At 68.2% G+C, this 17,157-nt stretch carries 6 protein-coding genes; 3 read left to right on the top strand and 3 right to left on the bottom strand.

Annotated features, from left to right (window positions below):
• Nucleotides 1-14: 14 nt before the first annotated feature.
• Both ACYQ8K_RS03065 and ACYQ8K_RS03070 read right to left on the bottom strand, forming a co-directional pair.
• Nucleotides 15-1,511, bottom strand: a complete 1,497-nt coding sequence (locus ACYQ8K_RS03065; protein ID WP_459967004.1) for a ComEC/Rec2 family competence protein — start codon at nucleotides 1,509-1,511, stop codon at nucleotides 15-17.
• A gap of 50 nt (nucleotides 1,512-1,561) precedes the next feature.
• Nucleotides 1,562-2,431 carry a ComEA family DNA-binding protein gene (locus tag ACYQ8K_RS03070; RefSeq protein ID WP_459966947.1) on the bottom strand — a complete coding sequence of 290 codons (870 nt, stop codon included), beginning with the start codon at nucleotides 2,429-2,431 and terminating at the stop codon, nucleotides 1,562-1,564.
• 201 nt (nucleotides 2,432-2,632) lie between these two features.
• Between ACYQ8K_RS03070 and ACYQ8K_RS03075 the strand changes: the two genes are divergently transcribed.
• Genes ACYQ8K_RS03075 through ACYQ8K_RS03085 form a run of 3 tightly spaced genes read left to right on the top strand, consistent with a single transcriptional unit; the run spans nucleotide 2,633 to nucleotide 5,342 of the window.
• Nucleotides 2,633-3,793, top strand: a complete 1,161-nt coding sequence (locus ACYQ8K_RS03075; RefSeq protein WP_459966948.1) for an acyl-CoA dehydrogenase family protein — start codon at nucleotides 2,633-2,635, stop codon at nucleotides 3,791-3,793.
• A 7-nt stretch (nucleotides 3,794-3,800) separates the two neighbouring features.
• Nucleotides 3,801-4,907 (top strand): acyl-CoA dehydrogenase family protein, encoded by a 1,107-nt coding sequence (locus ACYQ8K_RS03080; protein ID WP_459966949.1) that lies wholly within the window; start codon nucleotides 3,801-3,803, stop codon nucleotides 4,905-4,907.
• 3 nt (nucleotides 4,908-4,910) lie between these two features.
• The gene (locus ACYQ8K_RS03085; RefSeq protein ID WP_459966951.1) at nucleotides 4,911-5,342 is read left to right on the top strand and encodes a PPOX class F420-dependent oxidoreductase; all 432 of its coding nucleotides are present in this window, start codon (nucleotides 4,911-4,913) and stop codon (nucleotides 5,340-5,342) included.
• A 12-nt stretch (nucleotides 5,343-5,354) separates the two neighbouring features.
• Here the strand turns inward: ACYQ8K_RS03085 and ACYQ8K_RS03090 are convergent, their stop codons facing one another.
• On the bottom strand, nucleotides 5,355-16,358 hold the full coding sequence (locus ACYQ8K_RS03090) for a type I polyketide synthase (RefSeq protein WP_459966952.1): 11,004 nt from the start codon (nucleotides 16,356-16,358) through the stop codon (nucleotides 5,355-5,357).
• Nucleotides 16,359-17,157 lie beyond the last annotated feature (799 nt).

A 17,157-nucleotide genomic window follows, 5' to 3' on the forward strand; every position in this document is an offset into this window, starting at 1 on the left:
GCCGACGACCCGCCCTATCCCAGGCCGGACAGCACCCAGGCCAGCCCGGTCAGCGCCGCCGCCGCGGCCGCGACGCGGAAGGGCCGCCACCGCCACAGCACCACCGCCAGCACCGTGACACCGCCGACGAGCAGCATGCCGGTCATGCCCTCCGGGACGGGCACGGTCGCGCCGGGCAGGTTGGCCGCCCAGCGGGCCACTCCGTCGACCCACCACAACTCGGGACCGGTGAACCGGATCAACAGCCGCGCGGCGGCCGGCCATATCCCGCAGAGCGCCGCCGCGGCGGTGCCGAGCACCGTGATCGGCGCGATCACGGCGGCCACCACGAGGTTCGCCAGCGCGGCAACCACGCTGAATCGGCCCGAGATCGCGGCGACCAGGGGCGCGGTCACCACTTGCGCGGCCCAGGCGACGGCGAGCGCGTCGGCCAGCGGCTTCGGCCAGCCGTTCCCCACCAGGCGGCGCGACCACACCGGCGCGACGACGATCAGGGCGGCGGTGGCGACCACCGACAGCGCGAATCCCACGTCGACAGCCAGCGCCGGGGCGACGGCCAGCAGCACCAGCACCGTGGCGGCCAGCGCCGGAATGGCTTGGCGCCGACGCGACGACAGCATTCCCACCAGCGCGATGGCACCCATCACCGCCGCCCGCACCACACTCGCCGTCGGCTGCACGACGATGACGAAGCCCATCAAAGCCAGCGCGGCAAGGGCGACGGCCGGGCGGGGCCCGATCAACCGCGCCGAGAACAGCACGGCGGCGCACACGATCGTCACGTTGGCGCCCGACACTGCCATCAGGTGCGTCATCCCCGCCGCACGGAAGTCCCGGCTGGTGCCACTCGGCACCGCCGAGGTGTCACCGAGGACGAGCGCGGGCAGCATCGCCGCCTGCTCGCCGGGCAGCGTGTCGCGGACGGCGGCGGCGAACCGGCTGCGCACCCCGTGCGCGGCTCGCTGCACGGCGCTCGCGGTGCCCATGGTCGGCCGGCCCGACGCGTTGAGCACCGCGACCGTCAGGTCACGACGGGCCGGCCGGGTGATGCGCGCGGTGAACTGCACCGGCTGGCCCACCATCACGGCGCCGAAGTCCGAGGCGCGCGCGAAAACGACGACCCGGCCCGATGTTTGGGCGTCGCGCAGACGTTGCAGGGAGGCCTTGAACAGCAACCGACCGGCGCCCAGCGACATCGGGCTCTCGGTGGGCGTGACGGTGACCGGGGCGCTGCTGCCGAACGCCGCGGTGATCGGGTGCTGAACGACAGCGTCGGTGCGCAGCGCGATGGCGAAGCCGTATCCCGCGCCCACCACACCGATCGCGGCCAGGCCGGCGCCGATCGCCCGCAGCCGCGTCGTTCGACCGGGCCGGCGCGCGGCGCGCCAGGCCAGCGCACCGGACGCGGCGACAAGACCGAGGCAGCACCAGGCGAGGAGTCGGCCGGCGGTCCACCAGATCCCGCCGGCGGTCACCGCCCAACAGGTCAGCGCAGCCGGCACCAGGCGCACATCGACATGCCCCGAGGGCGATCCGCCCGGCCCGGCAGGAACCACCCGGGTCAGACACGGACCAGGGCGCGCAGCTTTTCCAACCGCGCCGGCCCGATCCCCTCGACGTCGGCCAGCTGCTCGACGCTGGTGAATTTGCCGTTGGATTGGCGCCACGCCACGATCGCGGCCGCGGTGACCGGTCCGACGCCGGGCAGCGCATCGAGTTCCTCGACGGTCGCGGTGTTCAGGTCGAGCGCCTGGCCCGGCTTCGGCTTGACCGATCCCGGCGTCGGAGCCGGGGCCTTCGAGGTCGGCGTCGTTCCGGCGGCCACCGAACTGCCCAGGGGCGTGGGCTGCCCGGGAGCGGGCGCGAGGCCCACCACGATCTGTTCGCCGTCATCGAGCGGTCGGGCCATGTTCAGTCCGATGGTGTCCGCGCCGTTGACCGCACCGCCGGCGGCCTGCAGCGCGTCGGCGATGCGCGCGCCCGGCGCGAGGGTCACCAGGCCCGGGGTGTGCACCAAACCGACCACGCTGACCACCACCGGGCGGTCGGGACCCGGCGGTGGCGCGGCACCCGGGCTCGTCGACGACCTGGGGCCGGCCGTCGACACCTTCTGCACCGGTGGCAACTTGGCCGACATCACCGGCGCCGACCGATCGCGCAGCAACGTGAAGACCGTGACCAGCACCGCCAGCGCCGCCACGACGGCCAGCCCGATGGCGCCCGCGCGTCCGGGGTCGGCGCGCACCCTGGCCACCCAGCCCCGGTCCCGCGACGCGTCGGGGAGCCACCGGGGCAGCAGCGAATTCTGGTCGTCGTCCGGGGTGTCGTCCGTCGAGACCGACGCGGCGTCCTCGGGTCCGGCGTGCGCATCGGTCTCCGGTTCAGCGTTGAGCCGTCGCTGCAGGCGCTCCGCGGGAAGTTCTGTTCGCATGGGCCGACGGTAGGTCCGCGGACCGCCACGACGACCCCGCTCAACGGCGCCGCGGCGCCGGTCTGTGCATTAACCCGAGGCTGTGCACAGGGCCCGCGAGGGATGGGTCAAGATGGAAGTCGAGCGAACGACCGGCACCGCCAGAAAACAGCTCTGGGCGCTGCGTCGTCGCGGTCACCGGAGAAACGACAGGAGGCTGCCATGCAACTGGCGCTCACGCCCGAGGAAGCCGCGTTCCGCGACGAACTCCGCACCATCTACACGACCAAGATTCCCGAGGAGGTGCGCGAGCGGGTGCGCCGCGGCTCGGCGGAAGTGAACCACGACGACATCGTCGCCAGCCACAAGATCCTGCACGAGCACGGCCTGGCGGTACCGAACTGGCCGGTCGAGTGGGGCGGCAAGGACTGGACGCCGACCCAGCATCAGATCTGGGCCGATGAAATGCAGCTGGCGTGCGTCCCCGAGCCGCTGAACTTCAACACCAAGATGGTGGGGCCGGTGATCGCCGAATTCGGTTCGGAGGAGGTCAAACAACGCTTCCTGCCCCCGACGGCCAGCCTCGACATCTGGTGGTGCCAGGGATTCTCCGAGCCCGAGGCGGGGTCGGATCTCGCGTCGCTGCGCACCACCGCGGTCCGCGACGGCGACAGCTACGTCGTCAACGGCCAGAAGACCTGGACCACGCTCGGGCAGTACGCGGACTGGATCTTCTGCCTGGTCCGCACCGACCCGCAGGCGCCCAAGCGGCAGGCCGGCATCTCGTTCCTGCTGTTCGAGATGAACACCCCGGGCGTCACGCTGCGGCCCATCAAGACGATCGACGGCGGCCACGAGATCAACGAGGTCTTCTTCGAGGACGTCCGGGTGCCCGCCAATCAGCTTGTCGGAGAAGAGAACAAGGGCTGGACGTACGCGAAGTTCCTGCTGGGCAACGAGCGCACGGGCATCGCCGGAGTGGGGCGGACCAAGGTGCGCCTCGCCGAGGTGAAGAAGCACGCGGCGGCCACCGGGGTGCTCAGCGACCCACTGTTCGCGGCGCGGCTGGCCGAGGCCGAAAACGAGCTGCTGGCACTGGAACTCACGCAGTCGCGAGTGGTGACCGACTCCGCGGACGGCCAACCCAACCCGGCGTCTTCGGTGCTCAAGCTGCGCGGCAGCCAACTGCAGCAGGCGGCCACCGAACTGCTCGTCGAGGTGGCCGGTCCGGATGCGCTGCCGGCCAACGGCGCAGACATTTCGTCGCCGTCCTGGGCGCAACACAGTGCGCCGCACTACCTCAACTACCGCAAGACGTCGATCTACGGCGGTAGCAGCGAGGTGCAGCGCAACATCATCGCGTCGACGATTCTGGGATTGTGAGGCAGCCATGGACTTTCAACTGAGCGACGAGCAGGCCCTGCTCCGCGACACCACCCGGGATTTGTTGTCGCGCACCTATGACCCGGAAAGCCGCAACAAGGTCATCGGCTCCGATCTCGGCTGGAGCCGAGAGGTGTGGAATCAGCTCGCGGACACGGGAATTCTCGGTCTGGGTTTCGAGCCGGAAGAGTCCGGCCAGATCGAGATCATGGTGGTGCTCCACGAGGTCGGGCGCCGACTGGCCCCCGAACCGGTGTTGCACGCCGCGTTGGGTCCCGGCGCGCTGATCGCCGAGCTGGGCAGCGCCGAGCAGAAGCGACTGCTCGACGAGGTCGCGGGCGGGCAGCGGCTGCTGGCCTTCGCCCACCTCGAGCCCGGCCAGCGCAAGCCGGCCGCCGAGGTGAGCACGAAGGCTGAGCAGCAAGGTGATTCGTGGAGGCTGAGCGGCCGGAAGAACCCCGTGCTCGCCGGGGACTGCGCCGACACCCTTGTGGTCAGCGCGGCGCTGCCGAGCGGTGGCACCGGGCTGTTCCTCGTCGACGCGGCAGCGGCGACCAGGCACCCGTACCGGACGTTCGACGGACAGCGCGGCGCCCAGATCGACCTGGACTCCGCCGCCGCAGAGCCCCTCGGCGAGGCGGCCGACGCCTCGGGCGCCATCCGCGACGCCGTCGTGCGCATCCAGTCGGCGCTGTGCGCCGAGGCGCTGGGGGCCATGGAGGAATCGCTGCGGCTGACCACCGATTACCTCAAGACGCGCAAGCAGTTCGGCGTCACGCTCAACAAATTCCAGGCACTCACCCAGCGCGCCGCCGACATGTATGTGTCGCTGGAATTGGCCCGCAGCATGACCCTGTACGCGGCGATGTCGATCGCCGACGGCAATATCGACCCAGTGATCGCCTCGCGCGCCAAGCTGCAGATCGGCCGCTCGGGCCGGCACATCGCGCAGGAGTCGGTGCAGATGCACGGCGGCATCGGGGTGACGGCGGAATACCCGGTCAGCCACTACGCCGCCCGGCTCACCGCGATCGAAAACACCCTGGGCACCTCGGGCGAGCACCTGCATAACCTGATCGATCACCTCGGCGACTACGACCTGGCCCGCCTGTAACGCATGGCCGAGTCCGCGGAGCTGACCGGGAAGGTCATCGAGTTCCTGTCGGCCGGCACCCGCACCGGGATGCTGGGGTATGTGGCTGCCGACGGCCGACCGCTGGTGGCCCCGGTGTGGTTCGTCGTCGATGACGGTGAGCTGGTGTTCAATACCGGGCGCGACACCGCGAAAGGCCATGCGCTGGCTCGGGATTCACGTGCCGTGATCTGTGTCGACGATCCGTCCCCACCCTACTCGTTTGTACAGGTGCAGGGCATCGCGACGATGTACGACGGTGCGGCGGACCTGCTCGAGATCGCTACCCGGATCGGTGGACGCTACATGGGGGCAGATCGCGCCGACGAGTTCGGCCGCCGCAACGCCGTTCCCGGTGAATTGGTGGTGCGGGTCCGGCCGACGAAGGTGAACTCAGCCTTCGATATCGCCGGCTGAACCCGCCGCGTATCAACTCGATCCTGTCGCCGCAACAGAATCCGCGTTCGACTCCGGCGCCGCAACCGATTCCGCGTCGGGCAGCTGATTTGCGAGATACTCGGCCAGGCCGCCGATCGTCGGATAATCGAATACCGCGGTCGCGTTGATCGTGAAGGCGCCGCCGAATTGGCTGTGTAACCGGTTGCGGAGTTCGACGGCCATCAAGGAATCCGTTCCCAGATCCAGGAAGCGGCTGGATGCAGCGGGTGGTTGCGCGAGCCGCAGGAAGCCCTGCACTTCGCGCTGCAGGAATTCGGTGATGAAATCGGCGCGCTGCGCCACCGGGATCTCGTGCAACTGCTTGAGCAATTCGCTATCGCCACTTGCCTCCCCGACGGCACTGGGCAGGACGAGGTCGAGAATCGGTGGGCGAGAACCGCCCAGCAGCTTCGCCGCCCGCTGCCAGTTCGCCTTGATGACGGTGGCCTGCGCGGTGCCGTTGGCGACAACCTCGGCGAGCGCGGCCAGCGCGGCCGTCGGCTCCAGCGCAATGAGTCCTTGCGCACCGATATTGGCGCGAGCGGCCTCCGACGAAGCCATTCCCCCCTGGGCCCAGGGACCGAAGTTGACCCCGGTCGCCGGCAAGCCTCGCGCCTGTCGCTGTGCGACCAGCCCGTCGAGCAGCGCATTGGCCGTCGAATAGTTGGCCTGCCCGGGTGAACCGAGCAGGCTGGACACCGAGGACGACACGATGAAGAAGTCGAGGTCGTCGTCCTTCGTCAACCGGTCCAAATGGCACCCGCCGAATGCCTTGGGCGCCAATGTCGTTCGGAAGCGCTCCAGGCTCTGCTGGGACAGCAGCGCATCGTCGAGCACGCCCGCCAGATGCGCCACTCCCGCCATCGGGGGCAGTTCGGCGCGGATCCGTGCCAGCAGCTGTTCGACCTGCGCTGCGTCACCGACGTCGGCGGCAAAGGTGTGGATGCGGCAGCGGTAGCGCTCGGTGATGTCGTCGATCGCCCGTCGCGCCGAGGCGTCGGGCGCACGCCGGCTGGTCAGCACGATGTCACCGGCACCGAGCTGGGCCAGATAGGCCGCCATGTGCAGGCCGATGGCGCCCAGCCCACCGGTGATCAGATAGCTGCGATCGCCGCGCGGCTGCAGCGGGTTCGGCATCTGCAGCACGATCTTTCCGATGTGCCGCGCTTGCTGCATGCGGCGAAACGCCGTCTTCGCCTCGGCCAGCGGATAGATCTCGGCCGGTAATGGTTTCCAATCACCGGTGGCCAACCCGTCCGATACCTCGGTCAGCAGCGCATGGATGTGCTCCGGCTGTTCCACGCAGGCCCAGTCCAACGCGACGATCTCGTAGGCGATATCGGGACGAGCCGCCGCCATCTGCTCGCGCGTCCAGATGTCTCGCTTAGCGATCTCGACGAAACGGCCATGTTGGGCGGTGGCCCGCACGGTCGCGTCGATGAATCCCTCATTGGTCAGGCTGTTGAGCACCACGTCAACACCGGCGCCGTCGGTGTCGGCAAGGATCTGGTCGGCGAAATCGGTTGTGCGCGAGTCGTAGACATACTCCACACACAGCTTGCGCAGCGTCGCGCGTTTGTAGGTGCTCGCGGTGGCGAAGACGATCGCACCGTGTCGCTGTGCCAGCTGGATGGCGGCCAATCCGACACCACCGCTGGCCGCGTGAATGAGCACCCGGTCACCGGGCTTCAGCTGCGCCCAGTCGAACGCGAGTCGGGCCGTGAGCGCCGCGGCGGGAATGGTCGCCGCATCCACCGCGCTCACGCCGTCGGGAATCGGCGCCAGCAGCTGGGCCGGCACGTTGAACCGGCTGGCGAACGCGCCCTGCATAAAACCGTAGACGCGCTGGCCGACCTCGAGTCCGGTGACGCCGCTACCCAATTGGGTGACGGTGCCGGCGAAGTCACCGCCGAGCGGCCCCGGATCGCCCGGGTAGAGGCCCAGCACATTGAGCACTTCCCGGAAGTTCAAACCGCCGGCCTCAACCCGGACCTGCACACAGCCCTCGGCCGGTGGCAGCGCCTCCTTCTCGATCAGACGCAGGTTGTCGATCGCGCCGCGTTCGGTGGGCTCAAGGACATAGTCGGTGCCGCGGGGCACCGCGAGATGACCGCTGCGCGCCCAGGGCAGTAACCGGGATGTCAGGAGTTTTCCTTGCCGCACCGCCAGTTCGGGTTCATCGAGGGGTGCGCCGAGCAGACCGGCCAGCGCCCGCACGGCCTGCTCCGACCCGTCGCAATCGACCAGCCTGCACCGCAGGGCAGGTTCCTCGTTGACGATGGTGCGCCCGAGACCCCACAGCGCCGCCTGCACCGGGTCGACCGGCTCGCCGGACTCGGTCGCCACCGCCCGTTCGGTGATGATCCACAGACCACCGGGAAGCTTGACCGCCGAGCCATCGGCGCTCTGCAAGGTCTGCACCGCGCTCAACAGCCCGGCGACCTCGGTTTCCAGCCGCGTCACGGATTCGGCGCTCGACTCTTCTGCACTCGATTGCGCTGCCCGCCAGACGATGCCGGCGACCGGGCCGCCGCGGTCCTCCGCGCCCGCCACCAGCTGCCCGAAGGGCTTCGGATCGGTATTCCGGTCGAACGAGATGCAGCCAGGCAGTTGCGCCGCCAGTTCGTCGAATCCGGCGATCAGCCATGTTCCGGTTGGGTTTACGACACCATCGTTCGACGGCTGGGGCGGAACCTCGTGCCAGCCAAGGGTGTACAGCAACCGGGTGGCATCGCCACCGAGTCCACGCAACAACGCCTCGCGGGGCGCGCGCTTGACCGTGAACTCGCGTATCCCGCCCAGGTGGCGACCGTCCCGGTCGACGAAATCGATGTCGAAGACCTGGGTTTCGCTGTCCAGCGCGCTGGCCCGCCATTTTCCGCGGCAATAAAAGCGCCGCGGCATCTTCTCCCGGAGGGACACCTGCCCGTACCGCAACGGCAGCAACAGATCATTGAAGCCCTGTTCGGCTGCGAGAAGGGCGGGGAACGCCGGGAAGACGACACCGGTGCACAGGTCGAGCAGCACCGGATGGATGGGCTCCGTTCCGAGGTGCTCGGAGAGTTCGTCACCCACGGTGACATCACCGACCGCCTCACCGTCGCCGATCCACAGCGACTTCAGCGACGTGGACCACGTGGTCCCCCATTCCAGTTCGCTTTCGGCGAAGCTGTCGAAGAGCAGTTGCGGACGACTGCGCTCCATCCGCTCGACCACGGTGTCGATGGGCTCGGCCGGATCGTCCGCCGGCTCGTCCTCGACGCCGGAGACGACGGTGCCATCGGCGTTCAACGACCAGTCGGCATCGGGGACTCCATACGGGCGGCTGTCCACCCTGAAGCTCCAGCCGCCCTCCTGCAGCGGATGCAGACTCAGCTGCACTTCGCGAGAAGCCTTCTCGGGCAGGATGATCGGTTCATAGAAATAGACGCTTTGCACGCGCGCCGGCGGCCCGACGGCGGCCAGGGCCATCGCCGCATAGGTCGCCCCGGGGACGACGACGGTGCCGTAGATCACGTGATCGGCAAGCCACGGCTGCGACTTCACCGACAACCTACTGGTGTAGACGGAGTCGCCGGAGGCGAGCTCTTTCGCGCTGCCCAGCAGCCCGGATGCCACGGCGCCCTGACCATCAATACCGGCGATGCCGGAAGTCTTGGGCCAGAAGCGCCGACGCTGGAACGGATAGGTGGGCAGTTCGAGTTTGCGGCGCGGTTGCCGATGCAGCGCGGCGAACTCGGGGCGATGACCGCTGACGTACGCCGCGGCCAGTCCTTCGGCGATCTGTCGCCGATCGCCGACGCCCTTCCGCAGGGAAACGATCGCGCGTGGCGCGGCCAGGTGTTCCGGCCAGACCTGCACCGCGGCCCCGGTCAACACCGGTTGCGGACCGATCTCCATCAACACCGAGCAGCCCAGCGCGGCCACGGTGCGCACGCTTTCGGCGAACTGCACGGGCTGGCGGGAATGCCGCCGCCAATAGCTTGCGTCCAGCGGGGTTTCGATGGTGAGCACGGTGCCGGTGCGGTTGCAGACCAGCGGCAACGTCGGCACGGCGAAATCCAGACGCGCAGCACACGACTCGAATTCGTCGAGCACCGGCTCCAGCAGCTCCGAGTGGAAGGCATGGCTGGTCTCCAGCCAGCTGCACCGGATCCCGTCACTGCCACCGCGGGCCACAATCTGTTCCAGATCCGCGCCGGGACCCGAGAGCACCGTGTTGGGACCGTTGTAGGCGGCCACCGATACCCGGGGGAAGTCGTTGGCGAGCTCCTCGACGTACTGGGCGTCGGCGAACACCGCCACCATTCGTCCACCCTCGGGCAGGCTGCCGAACAGCCGGCCACGCTCGGCCATCATACGTGCCCCGTCCTCGAGGCTGAAAACCCCTGCGACACAGGCCGCCGCGTATTGACCCACGCTGTGCCCCAGCACCACGTCGGGCTCGACACCCCAGGACTGCCACAGCCTGGCCAGGCCCATCTCGACGGCGAATAGCGCTGGCTGCGCAAATGCGGTATGCCGCAGCGTTTTTCCGGCTTCGCCACCGGTATCCTTATCGGTCGCTAAGATCACTTCGATCAACGGACGCGGCAGCAACCCGTTGATCGCGTCCGCGCAGCGTGTCACTGTTTCGGCGAAAACCGGTTCGGCGTGGAACAACTCGCGGGCCATCCCCGGATACTGGCTGCCCTGCCCGGTGAACATCCACGCTGTCGTCGGCGGGTCCTTGCACTCGCCGCGCGCCACTCCCGGTCGGGTCCGGTTGTCGGCCAGGTCGGCCAGCGCCTCGCGTGCGCTCTGAACCGAATCCACCACCAGCGCGGCCCGGTGCTCGAAATGCGAACGCCCGGCCCCGACAGTGAAGCAAAGATCGCCGATGTCTGCCTTTGGATGAGCCTGCAACCACTCTTCGTATCGCCGCGCCAACGCCAGCAGCGCCTCCGGTGACCGCGCGGACAGCGGCAGCACGTCGACTGGCTGCGCGTCGGATTCGGCTGCCGGGAGGACGCCTTCCGTCGCCACCGGTTGCGGCGCCTCCTCGATCAACACGTGTGCGTTGGTGCCGGTGAACCCGAACGAGCTGACCCCTGCTCGCCGCCGCCGGCCGTTGGTCTGCCAGGGAACCGCCTTGTCCACCACTCGCAGTGGCAACGAGTCCCACGGGATATGCGGCGACGGTGTCTCAAAGTGCAGGCTCTGCGGCAACATTTCATGCTGCAGCGACAACACGACCTTGATCAGCCCGGCGACCCCGGATGCCGCCTCGAGGTGGCCGATGTTGGTCTTCACCGATCCGATCAGCAACGGCCGGTCGGTGTCACGGGTGGCACCATAGACGGCGCCGGCCGCCTGCACTTCGATCGGATCCCCCAGCGCGGTGCCGGTCCCGTGCGCCTCGAGGTAGTCGACGTCACCGCCGGAGAGTCCAGCGCGGCTCAGCGCCGTGGCGATAAGCCGTTGCTGTGCACCACCATTGGGTACCGTCAGACCGCTCGACGCTCCGTCTTGGTTGACCGCGCTGGCCGGGATGACCGCGCACACCCGATCGCCGTCGCGCACCGCATCGCTCATCCTCTTGAGCACCAGGATCCCGCAGCCTTCGCTGCGCACATATCCGTCGGCGGTGGCATCGAAGGTCTTGCATCGCCCGACGGGTGAGAGCATCCGGGCGCGCGACGCGGCGATGTTGGATACCGGGCTCAACAACACGTTCACACCGCCGGCGAACGCCAAATCGCAGTCACCGGAATGCAACGCCTGGCAGGCTTGATGGACGGCCACCAGCGACGAGCTGCAAGCGGTATCGACCGCCACCGCGGGTCCTTCCAGGCCCAGCGCAAAGGCAACCCGCCCGGAGATGGCGTTGAGCGCGTTGCCGGTGATGAAGTGCGGCTCGATCTTCTCCACCGACTCGGCGGACAGCAGGTGCGAGTACTCGTTGGCGCCCACTCCCACGAAGATGCCGCTTCGGCTGCCGCGCAACGCGGCCGGGGAATACCCGGCACGCTCCAAGCCCTCCCACACCGTTTCCAGCACCAGCCGCTGCTGCGGGTCGATCCACACCGCTTCGCGCGGTGAGATGCCGAAGAACTCCGGATCGAATTCGTCGATTTGATCCAGGTATCCGCCGAATCGGCTGTAGATCTTGCCCGGGGTTTCCGGATCCGGATCGTAGAACTCGTCGATGTCGAAACGGTCTTCCGGGACTTCCCGGATGGCATCCACACCGCCGGACAACACCTCCCAGAAGGCTTCCGGATCGGGCGCGCCGGGGAAACGGCACGCCATCGCGACGATCGCGATCGGATCGTTCGCCCGGCCCGCGACCGCCGGCGCGGCGGGCGGGGGTGCGGGTTTGGCGTCCGCCTGCCCGCTGAGTCCGAGCACGTCGCCGAGTAGGTAATCGGCGACATCAGACAGCCGCGGGTAATCCATCGCCAGGGTGGCCGGTATCTGCTTGCCCACTCCTTGCTCGATGTGACGCCGCAATTCGATGGCCATCAGCGAATCCATGCCGAGGTCGAAGAATCCCGCGTCCTCGCGGATCTCCGCGGCATCGACACGCGTCACCTCGGCCACCGCGTTGCGTAGGAAATCCGTCACGAGTTTCCTGCGCTGCTGCACCGGAGCGCCGGCGAGACGCTCGACCAGCTCCACCTTCCCGGAAGGCGTTGGTGTCGGGGCGAAATCGGGCACCTCGCGGGCCAACTCCGCCAGCAATGACCGCTGCCCCGCCTGCTGGTAGAGCGGCAGGAAGCGGGACCAATCGATCCGGGCCACCACCCCGTGCGCGACGGGACTTGCCATGACATCGGCCATCCCCGCCAATGCATCGGCGGGAGAGAGCGTCTTGATTCCGCGCTGCGCCAGTCGCGCTCGGGCGTTCTCGTCGGCCATGCCGGCCGACCAGGGACCGAAGTTGACGCTGATCCCATTGACGCCCTGCTCGCGCAGCCGCCACGCCAGCCCGTCGAGGAAGGCATTGGCCGCACCGTATGCCGTTTGACCGAGACCGCCCCATACCGAAGCGATCGAAGAAGTGCTGACAAAGAAGTCCAGCCGCAGATCGGCAGCGGCCTCGCTCAAATGCCAAGCTCCCCAGACCTTTCCGGCGAAAACCCGATCTATTTCGGCGTCTCCCAGGTCGCTCAGCGGGGTGGTACCGATCTCGCCCGCGGCATGGACGATGCCCGCCACCGGCGGCAATTCGGCGCGAACAGTGCCCAACAGCCGCGCAACCTGGTGCGCGTCGGCGACATCGGCCGCCATCACCCGGAATTCGCAACCGTACTGTTCGCCGAGGGCATGTATGCGCCGCTGTGCGGCTTCGCCGGGTGTGCGGCGGCCGGTCAGCACCAGGTGCCGGGCGCCGTGCGCGGCCAGATGGCCGGCAACCTCCAGTCCGATCGAACCCAGCCCACCGGTCACCAGATACGTTGCGTCGGCACGCAATGTCAGCGGTGCTGTGGGCGGAGGCCCGCTCCGTCGCACCAGCCGGGGTACGTAGATGTCCGAGCCACGCAGCGCGATCTGGTCTTCCCCAGCGGCCGAGTCGCGCGGTGCCGACGCGACCATGATGAACCGGGACAGTTCCTCGGCGCTGCCCTGCGCCAGGTCGGCCAGCCCGCCCCACAACTGCGGATACTCCAGGGACGCGGCCCGGCCGAATCCCCATAGGCAGCTCTGATCCGGGAACACGGCGTCGGCGTCGGTGGCTCGTTGCGCGCCGCGGGTGACCAACCAGATCGGTTGGCGCAGTTCGGCGGCGGCTGCGGCACGGAAAAGTCGCCGTGTTCCGGCCAGTACCCGGTGCTGCATCCGCAGCAGCGACCGCATCGATGGTGCGGTACCGGAATCCAGCGCCGCGACAAGCGCGATGCGCAGCGGCATTTCCTCCGCCGACGCGGCGCGCAATACGATCTCGAGCCGTTCCTCGTCCGCGTCGGACGCGGGCATGGCGAGGATCCGGTACTGGTGCCCTCGCGCAGTCAGCGCATCGACCAACGGCTGGACGGTATCGGTGTCATCGCCGACGAGGAGCCAGGTGGCTTCGCCGGCGTCCGCTTCGGAGCCGAGGACCGTGGACTTGTCCCAGCGGATCTCATAACGGTCGTCCGCGACGGACCGACTCTCACGCTGTTGATTGTGTTGTGCCGCAAGCTTCGTCAGCACGTCCAGGGTCTGCTGATCAGCGCTCGCGCCGTCGAGTAACTCCGCGAGTTCGGCGATCCGGCCGTCTTCGAGAAGCCGGACGGCTGTGGTCTGGTTCGAGGCCGGTTGGCTACTGGGCGGGACCCGCTTCTCGCTGAACCAGTACTGGCGATGCTGGAACGGATAGGTGGGCAGGTCAAGCTTGCGCGCCGGCCCGACGGCGGCACCGAAGTCCGGGAGGTGACCGACAATGTAAGCCTCGGCAAGCGCTTCGGTGATCTGCCGGTGGTCGGCGGTGTTGCGACGCAATGACGCGATCGCCCGGGGCGCGGTCGCCGGGTCGGGCCATGCCCGCAGGGCCGCGGCGGTGAGCACAGGTTGGGGGCCGATCTCCAGCAACACCTTGCAACCCAGGTCGGCAAGCGTGCGCACGCTCTTGGCGAATTCCACCGGCTGGCGCGCATGACGACGCCAATAGGCCCCATCGAGCTTGACGCTCCTGCCCAGGGCGGAGCCGGTCCGGTTGCAGATCAACATCCGTTGTGGCGGACCGAAATTGAACTGGTTCGCATACGCCTCGAACTCGTCGAGAATCGGATCCAGCAGCGCCGAGTGGAACGCATGGCTGGTGTCGAGCCAGTCACACCGGGCTCCCTCGGCGGTCAACCTGGCCACCGCCTGCTCGAGATCCTGCGCAGGCCCCGACAACACGGTGTTGGCACCGTTGTACGCGGCAACCGACAGGCTCGGGAACTCGTCGGTCAGGCCCTCGACGCGGGCCGCGGCGGCGAACGCCGCCACCATCCGACCGCCCGCGGGCAAACTGCCGAACAGCCGGCCGCGCTCGGCCATCAGCCGCGCACCGTCCTCGAGGCGCAGCACCCCGGCAACGCAGGCCGCCGAATACTGGCCGACGCTGTGGCCCACCACCACGTCGGGTTCGAAGCCCCATGATTGCCAGAGCCGGGCCAGGCCCATCTCCACCGCGAACAATGCGGGCTGGGCATAGCTGGTCTGTCGCAACGTCTTTTCGTTGGCTTGGTCATCCGTATCGAAAATTACGTCCAGCAAAGGCTTTTCGAGGACGTCGGCGAGCACTGTCGCGCAGCGGGTCAGTGTCTCGGCGAACACCGGCTCGGTGTCGAACAACTCCCTGGCCATGCCGGCGTACTGGCTGCCTTGACCGGTGAACAGCCACGCCGTTTTCGGCGCGTCCTCGCAAACACCGCACAGCAGACCCGGGGCCGGCCGGTCGTCGGCCAGTGCCCCGAGCAATTCGCCGGCGGATTGCGTCGAATCGACCACCAGTGCGGCCCGGTGCTCGAAGTGTGCCCGGCCCGTCCCGGCGGTGAAGCACAGATCGGCCAATGCGGTGTCCGGATGCGCGCTCAACCAGTTGCGGTACGCGTCGGCGATCTGCACCAAAGCGGTGGGCGTTCGCGCCGATAGCGGAAGCACCTGAAACCGGCGATCCCCGGCCGGCTTGACGGCAACTGGCGGTGCCGCGGCCCGACCCATTCCGACGGGCGGTTCCTCGAGAATCACGTGTGCGTTGGTTCCGGCGAACCCGAACGAGCTGATGCCCGCGACGCGGGGCCGACCGTTGCGTTCCCAAGCGGTCGCCTCCTTGACCACCTGCACCGCAAGTCGATCCCAAGGAATGTGCGGCGACGGGTTGCGAAAGTGCAGGTGTTGCGGCAGCGTCCCGTGCTCGAGCGCCAGGATCACCTTGATAACGCCCGCGATCCCGGCGGCCGCTTCCAGATGCCCGATGTTCGTCTTCACCGAGCCGATCAGCAGCGGTCTGCTCGCCTCGCGCCCCGCGCCGAGCACCGCACCCGCGGCCTGGACCTCGATCGGGTCGCCCAGCGACGTGCCGGTGCCGTGAGCCTCCAGGTAGTCGACGTCGCCGGGTGCGATACCGGCGCGCTGCAGCGCCTCGGCGATAACTCGTTGCTGGGCAACACCGTTCGGCACTGTCAAACCGCCCGACGCGCCGTCCTGGTTGATCGCGCTGCCCCGGATCACGGCCCGAATCCGGTCGCCGTCGCGGATCGCGTCCTCGAGCCGCTTCACGACGAGGACACCACAACCCTCACCACGGACGTAGCCGTCGGCGGCCGCATCGAAGGTCTTGCATCGCCCGTCGGGCGCGAGCATGTGTGCCTGGGAAAAGGTGATCATGGTCGCCGGGGTGAGCAGGACGTTCGCGCCGCCGGCCAACGCGAGGTCACATTCCCCCAGACGCAGCGCCTGGCAGGCCTGATGGATGGCCACCAACGACGAGCTGCACGCGGTGTCCACCGCGACCGCCGGGCCCTGCAGCCCCAGCCGATAGCTGATCCGGCCCGCGGCGGCGGCAGACGATGTCCCGATCGCGGTATAGGCCTCGATCTGGTCGTAGGTCAGCTCGTCGGACGCCATCCCCAGGTAGTCGTGGGTGGATATCCCGATGAACACACCGGTGTTGCTGTTCGCCAAATCCGTTGGCGCGGTGCCGGAATGTTCCACCGCCCGCCACGCCGTCTCCAGCAGCAGCCGGTGCTGCGGGTCCAACAGCCTGGCCTCGCGCACCGACATACCGAAAAACGGCGCGTCAAACCCTGTTACGTCATCGACGAAACCGGCCCGGCGGGTGACAACCTTGCCGGGCGCGTCGGGATCCGGGTCGAAGAATTCGTCGGCATCCCACCGGTCCCTGGGCACTTCCGATACCGCATCCCGGCCCTCGGCCAGCACCTGCCAGAATTCATCGGCGTCCGCGGCGCCGGGAAAACGCGCGGCGTAGCCGACGATCGCGAAACCGGATGATGGCTCGATGAGACCTTCGGCGGTTGACATGCGGTTGTCTGTCCTCTCTGCTTCGGCTCGCGAGGATTCCATTCGCCGTGGGCCAGCGTGTCAGCGCCACGGCCGTGGTGTTCCGTACCAGATCTTTCGCCGCTCGCCGCGCACCCCCGGAGCAGACAGCGTGCGGAATTTTGCTGGTGCACTGCCTCCAGCAACCGTCGTCAGCTCAATTCACTTCACCACCAAGCCAGCCCGGTGTTCGGAGAGCACCCCGACCCGCCGTGCCGCAGATATTCCCAAGCGCAGCATTCAATTTCGCGCTCCCAGCCAGTCATCGACTGCAGGAAGGCTTCCGGTATAGGCGACGACAATACACCCGGCGGGATCGGGGGGCAGACCCCCGTCGCTGCGTCAGCCACAGGCGCCGCCTCGACCTGCCTGCAGGCATTGCGTCCAGAGGATGCAGACGAGCCCACCACCCTCGCGCGGGATCTTGTGTCCCACAACGTGGTTGCCTTCCCAGATCCTTCGGGGCGTGCGATGACTTGCCTGCTCTCAAAGGGCCTTGATCCGATATTCCGACGCATGGCCCATCTCGACTCCTAGCCAGACAAGTAGCCCCGCCGGCTCAGCCATCGCTGACCGACCGAAAAGATTTGCGGCGGCGAAACGATCGGGTCCGTCAGCCAATCTACGCATGCCGGTCCCGTTGTGCACGTGTATAACGATCAAACGAGTATGGCACTTCTCCGGGGCGCGTTGCATAAGTATCGTCGGGTGATCGCGCGAGTATTGTCAACCGTCGGCGCCGGCCCGCATCCGGCGTGGGGTCGTTTCATCCTCACCACCG

This window comes from Mycobacterium sp. MUNTM1 (genome assembly GCF_054660795.1).

Coding starts and splice junctions, on each gene's coding strand:
- ACYQ8K_RS03085 (WP_459966951.1), top strand. CDS start 4,911: ATGGCCGAGTCCGCGGAGCTGACCGGGAAGGTCATCGAGTTCCTGTCG.
- ACYQ8K_RS03090 (WP_459966952.1), bottom strand. CDS start 16,358: ATGTCAACCGCCGAAGGTCTCATCGAGCCATCATCCGGTTTCGCGATC.
- ACYQ8K_RS03070 (WP_459966947.1), bottom strand. CDS start 2,431: ATGCGAACAGAACTTCCCGCGGAGCGCCTGCAGCGACGGCTCAACGCT.
- ACYQ8K_RS03080 (WP_459966949.1), top strand. CDS start 3,801: ATGGACTTTCAACTGAGCGACGAGCAGGCCCTGCTCCGCGACACCACC.
- ACYQ8K_RS03075 (WP_459966948.1), top strand. CDS start 2,633: ATGCAACTGGCGCTCACGCCCGAGGAAGCCGCGTTCCGCGACGAACTC.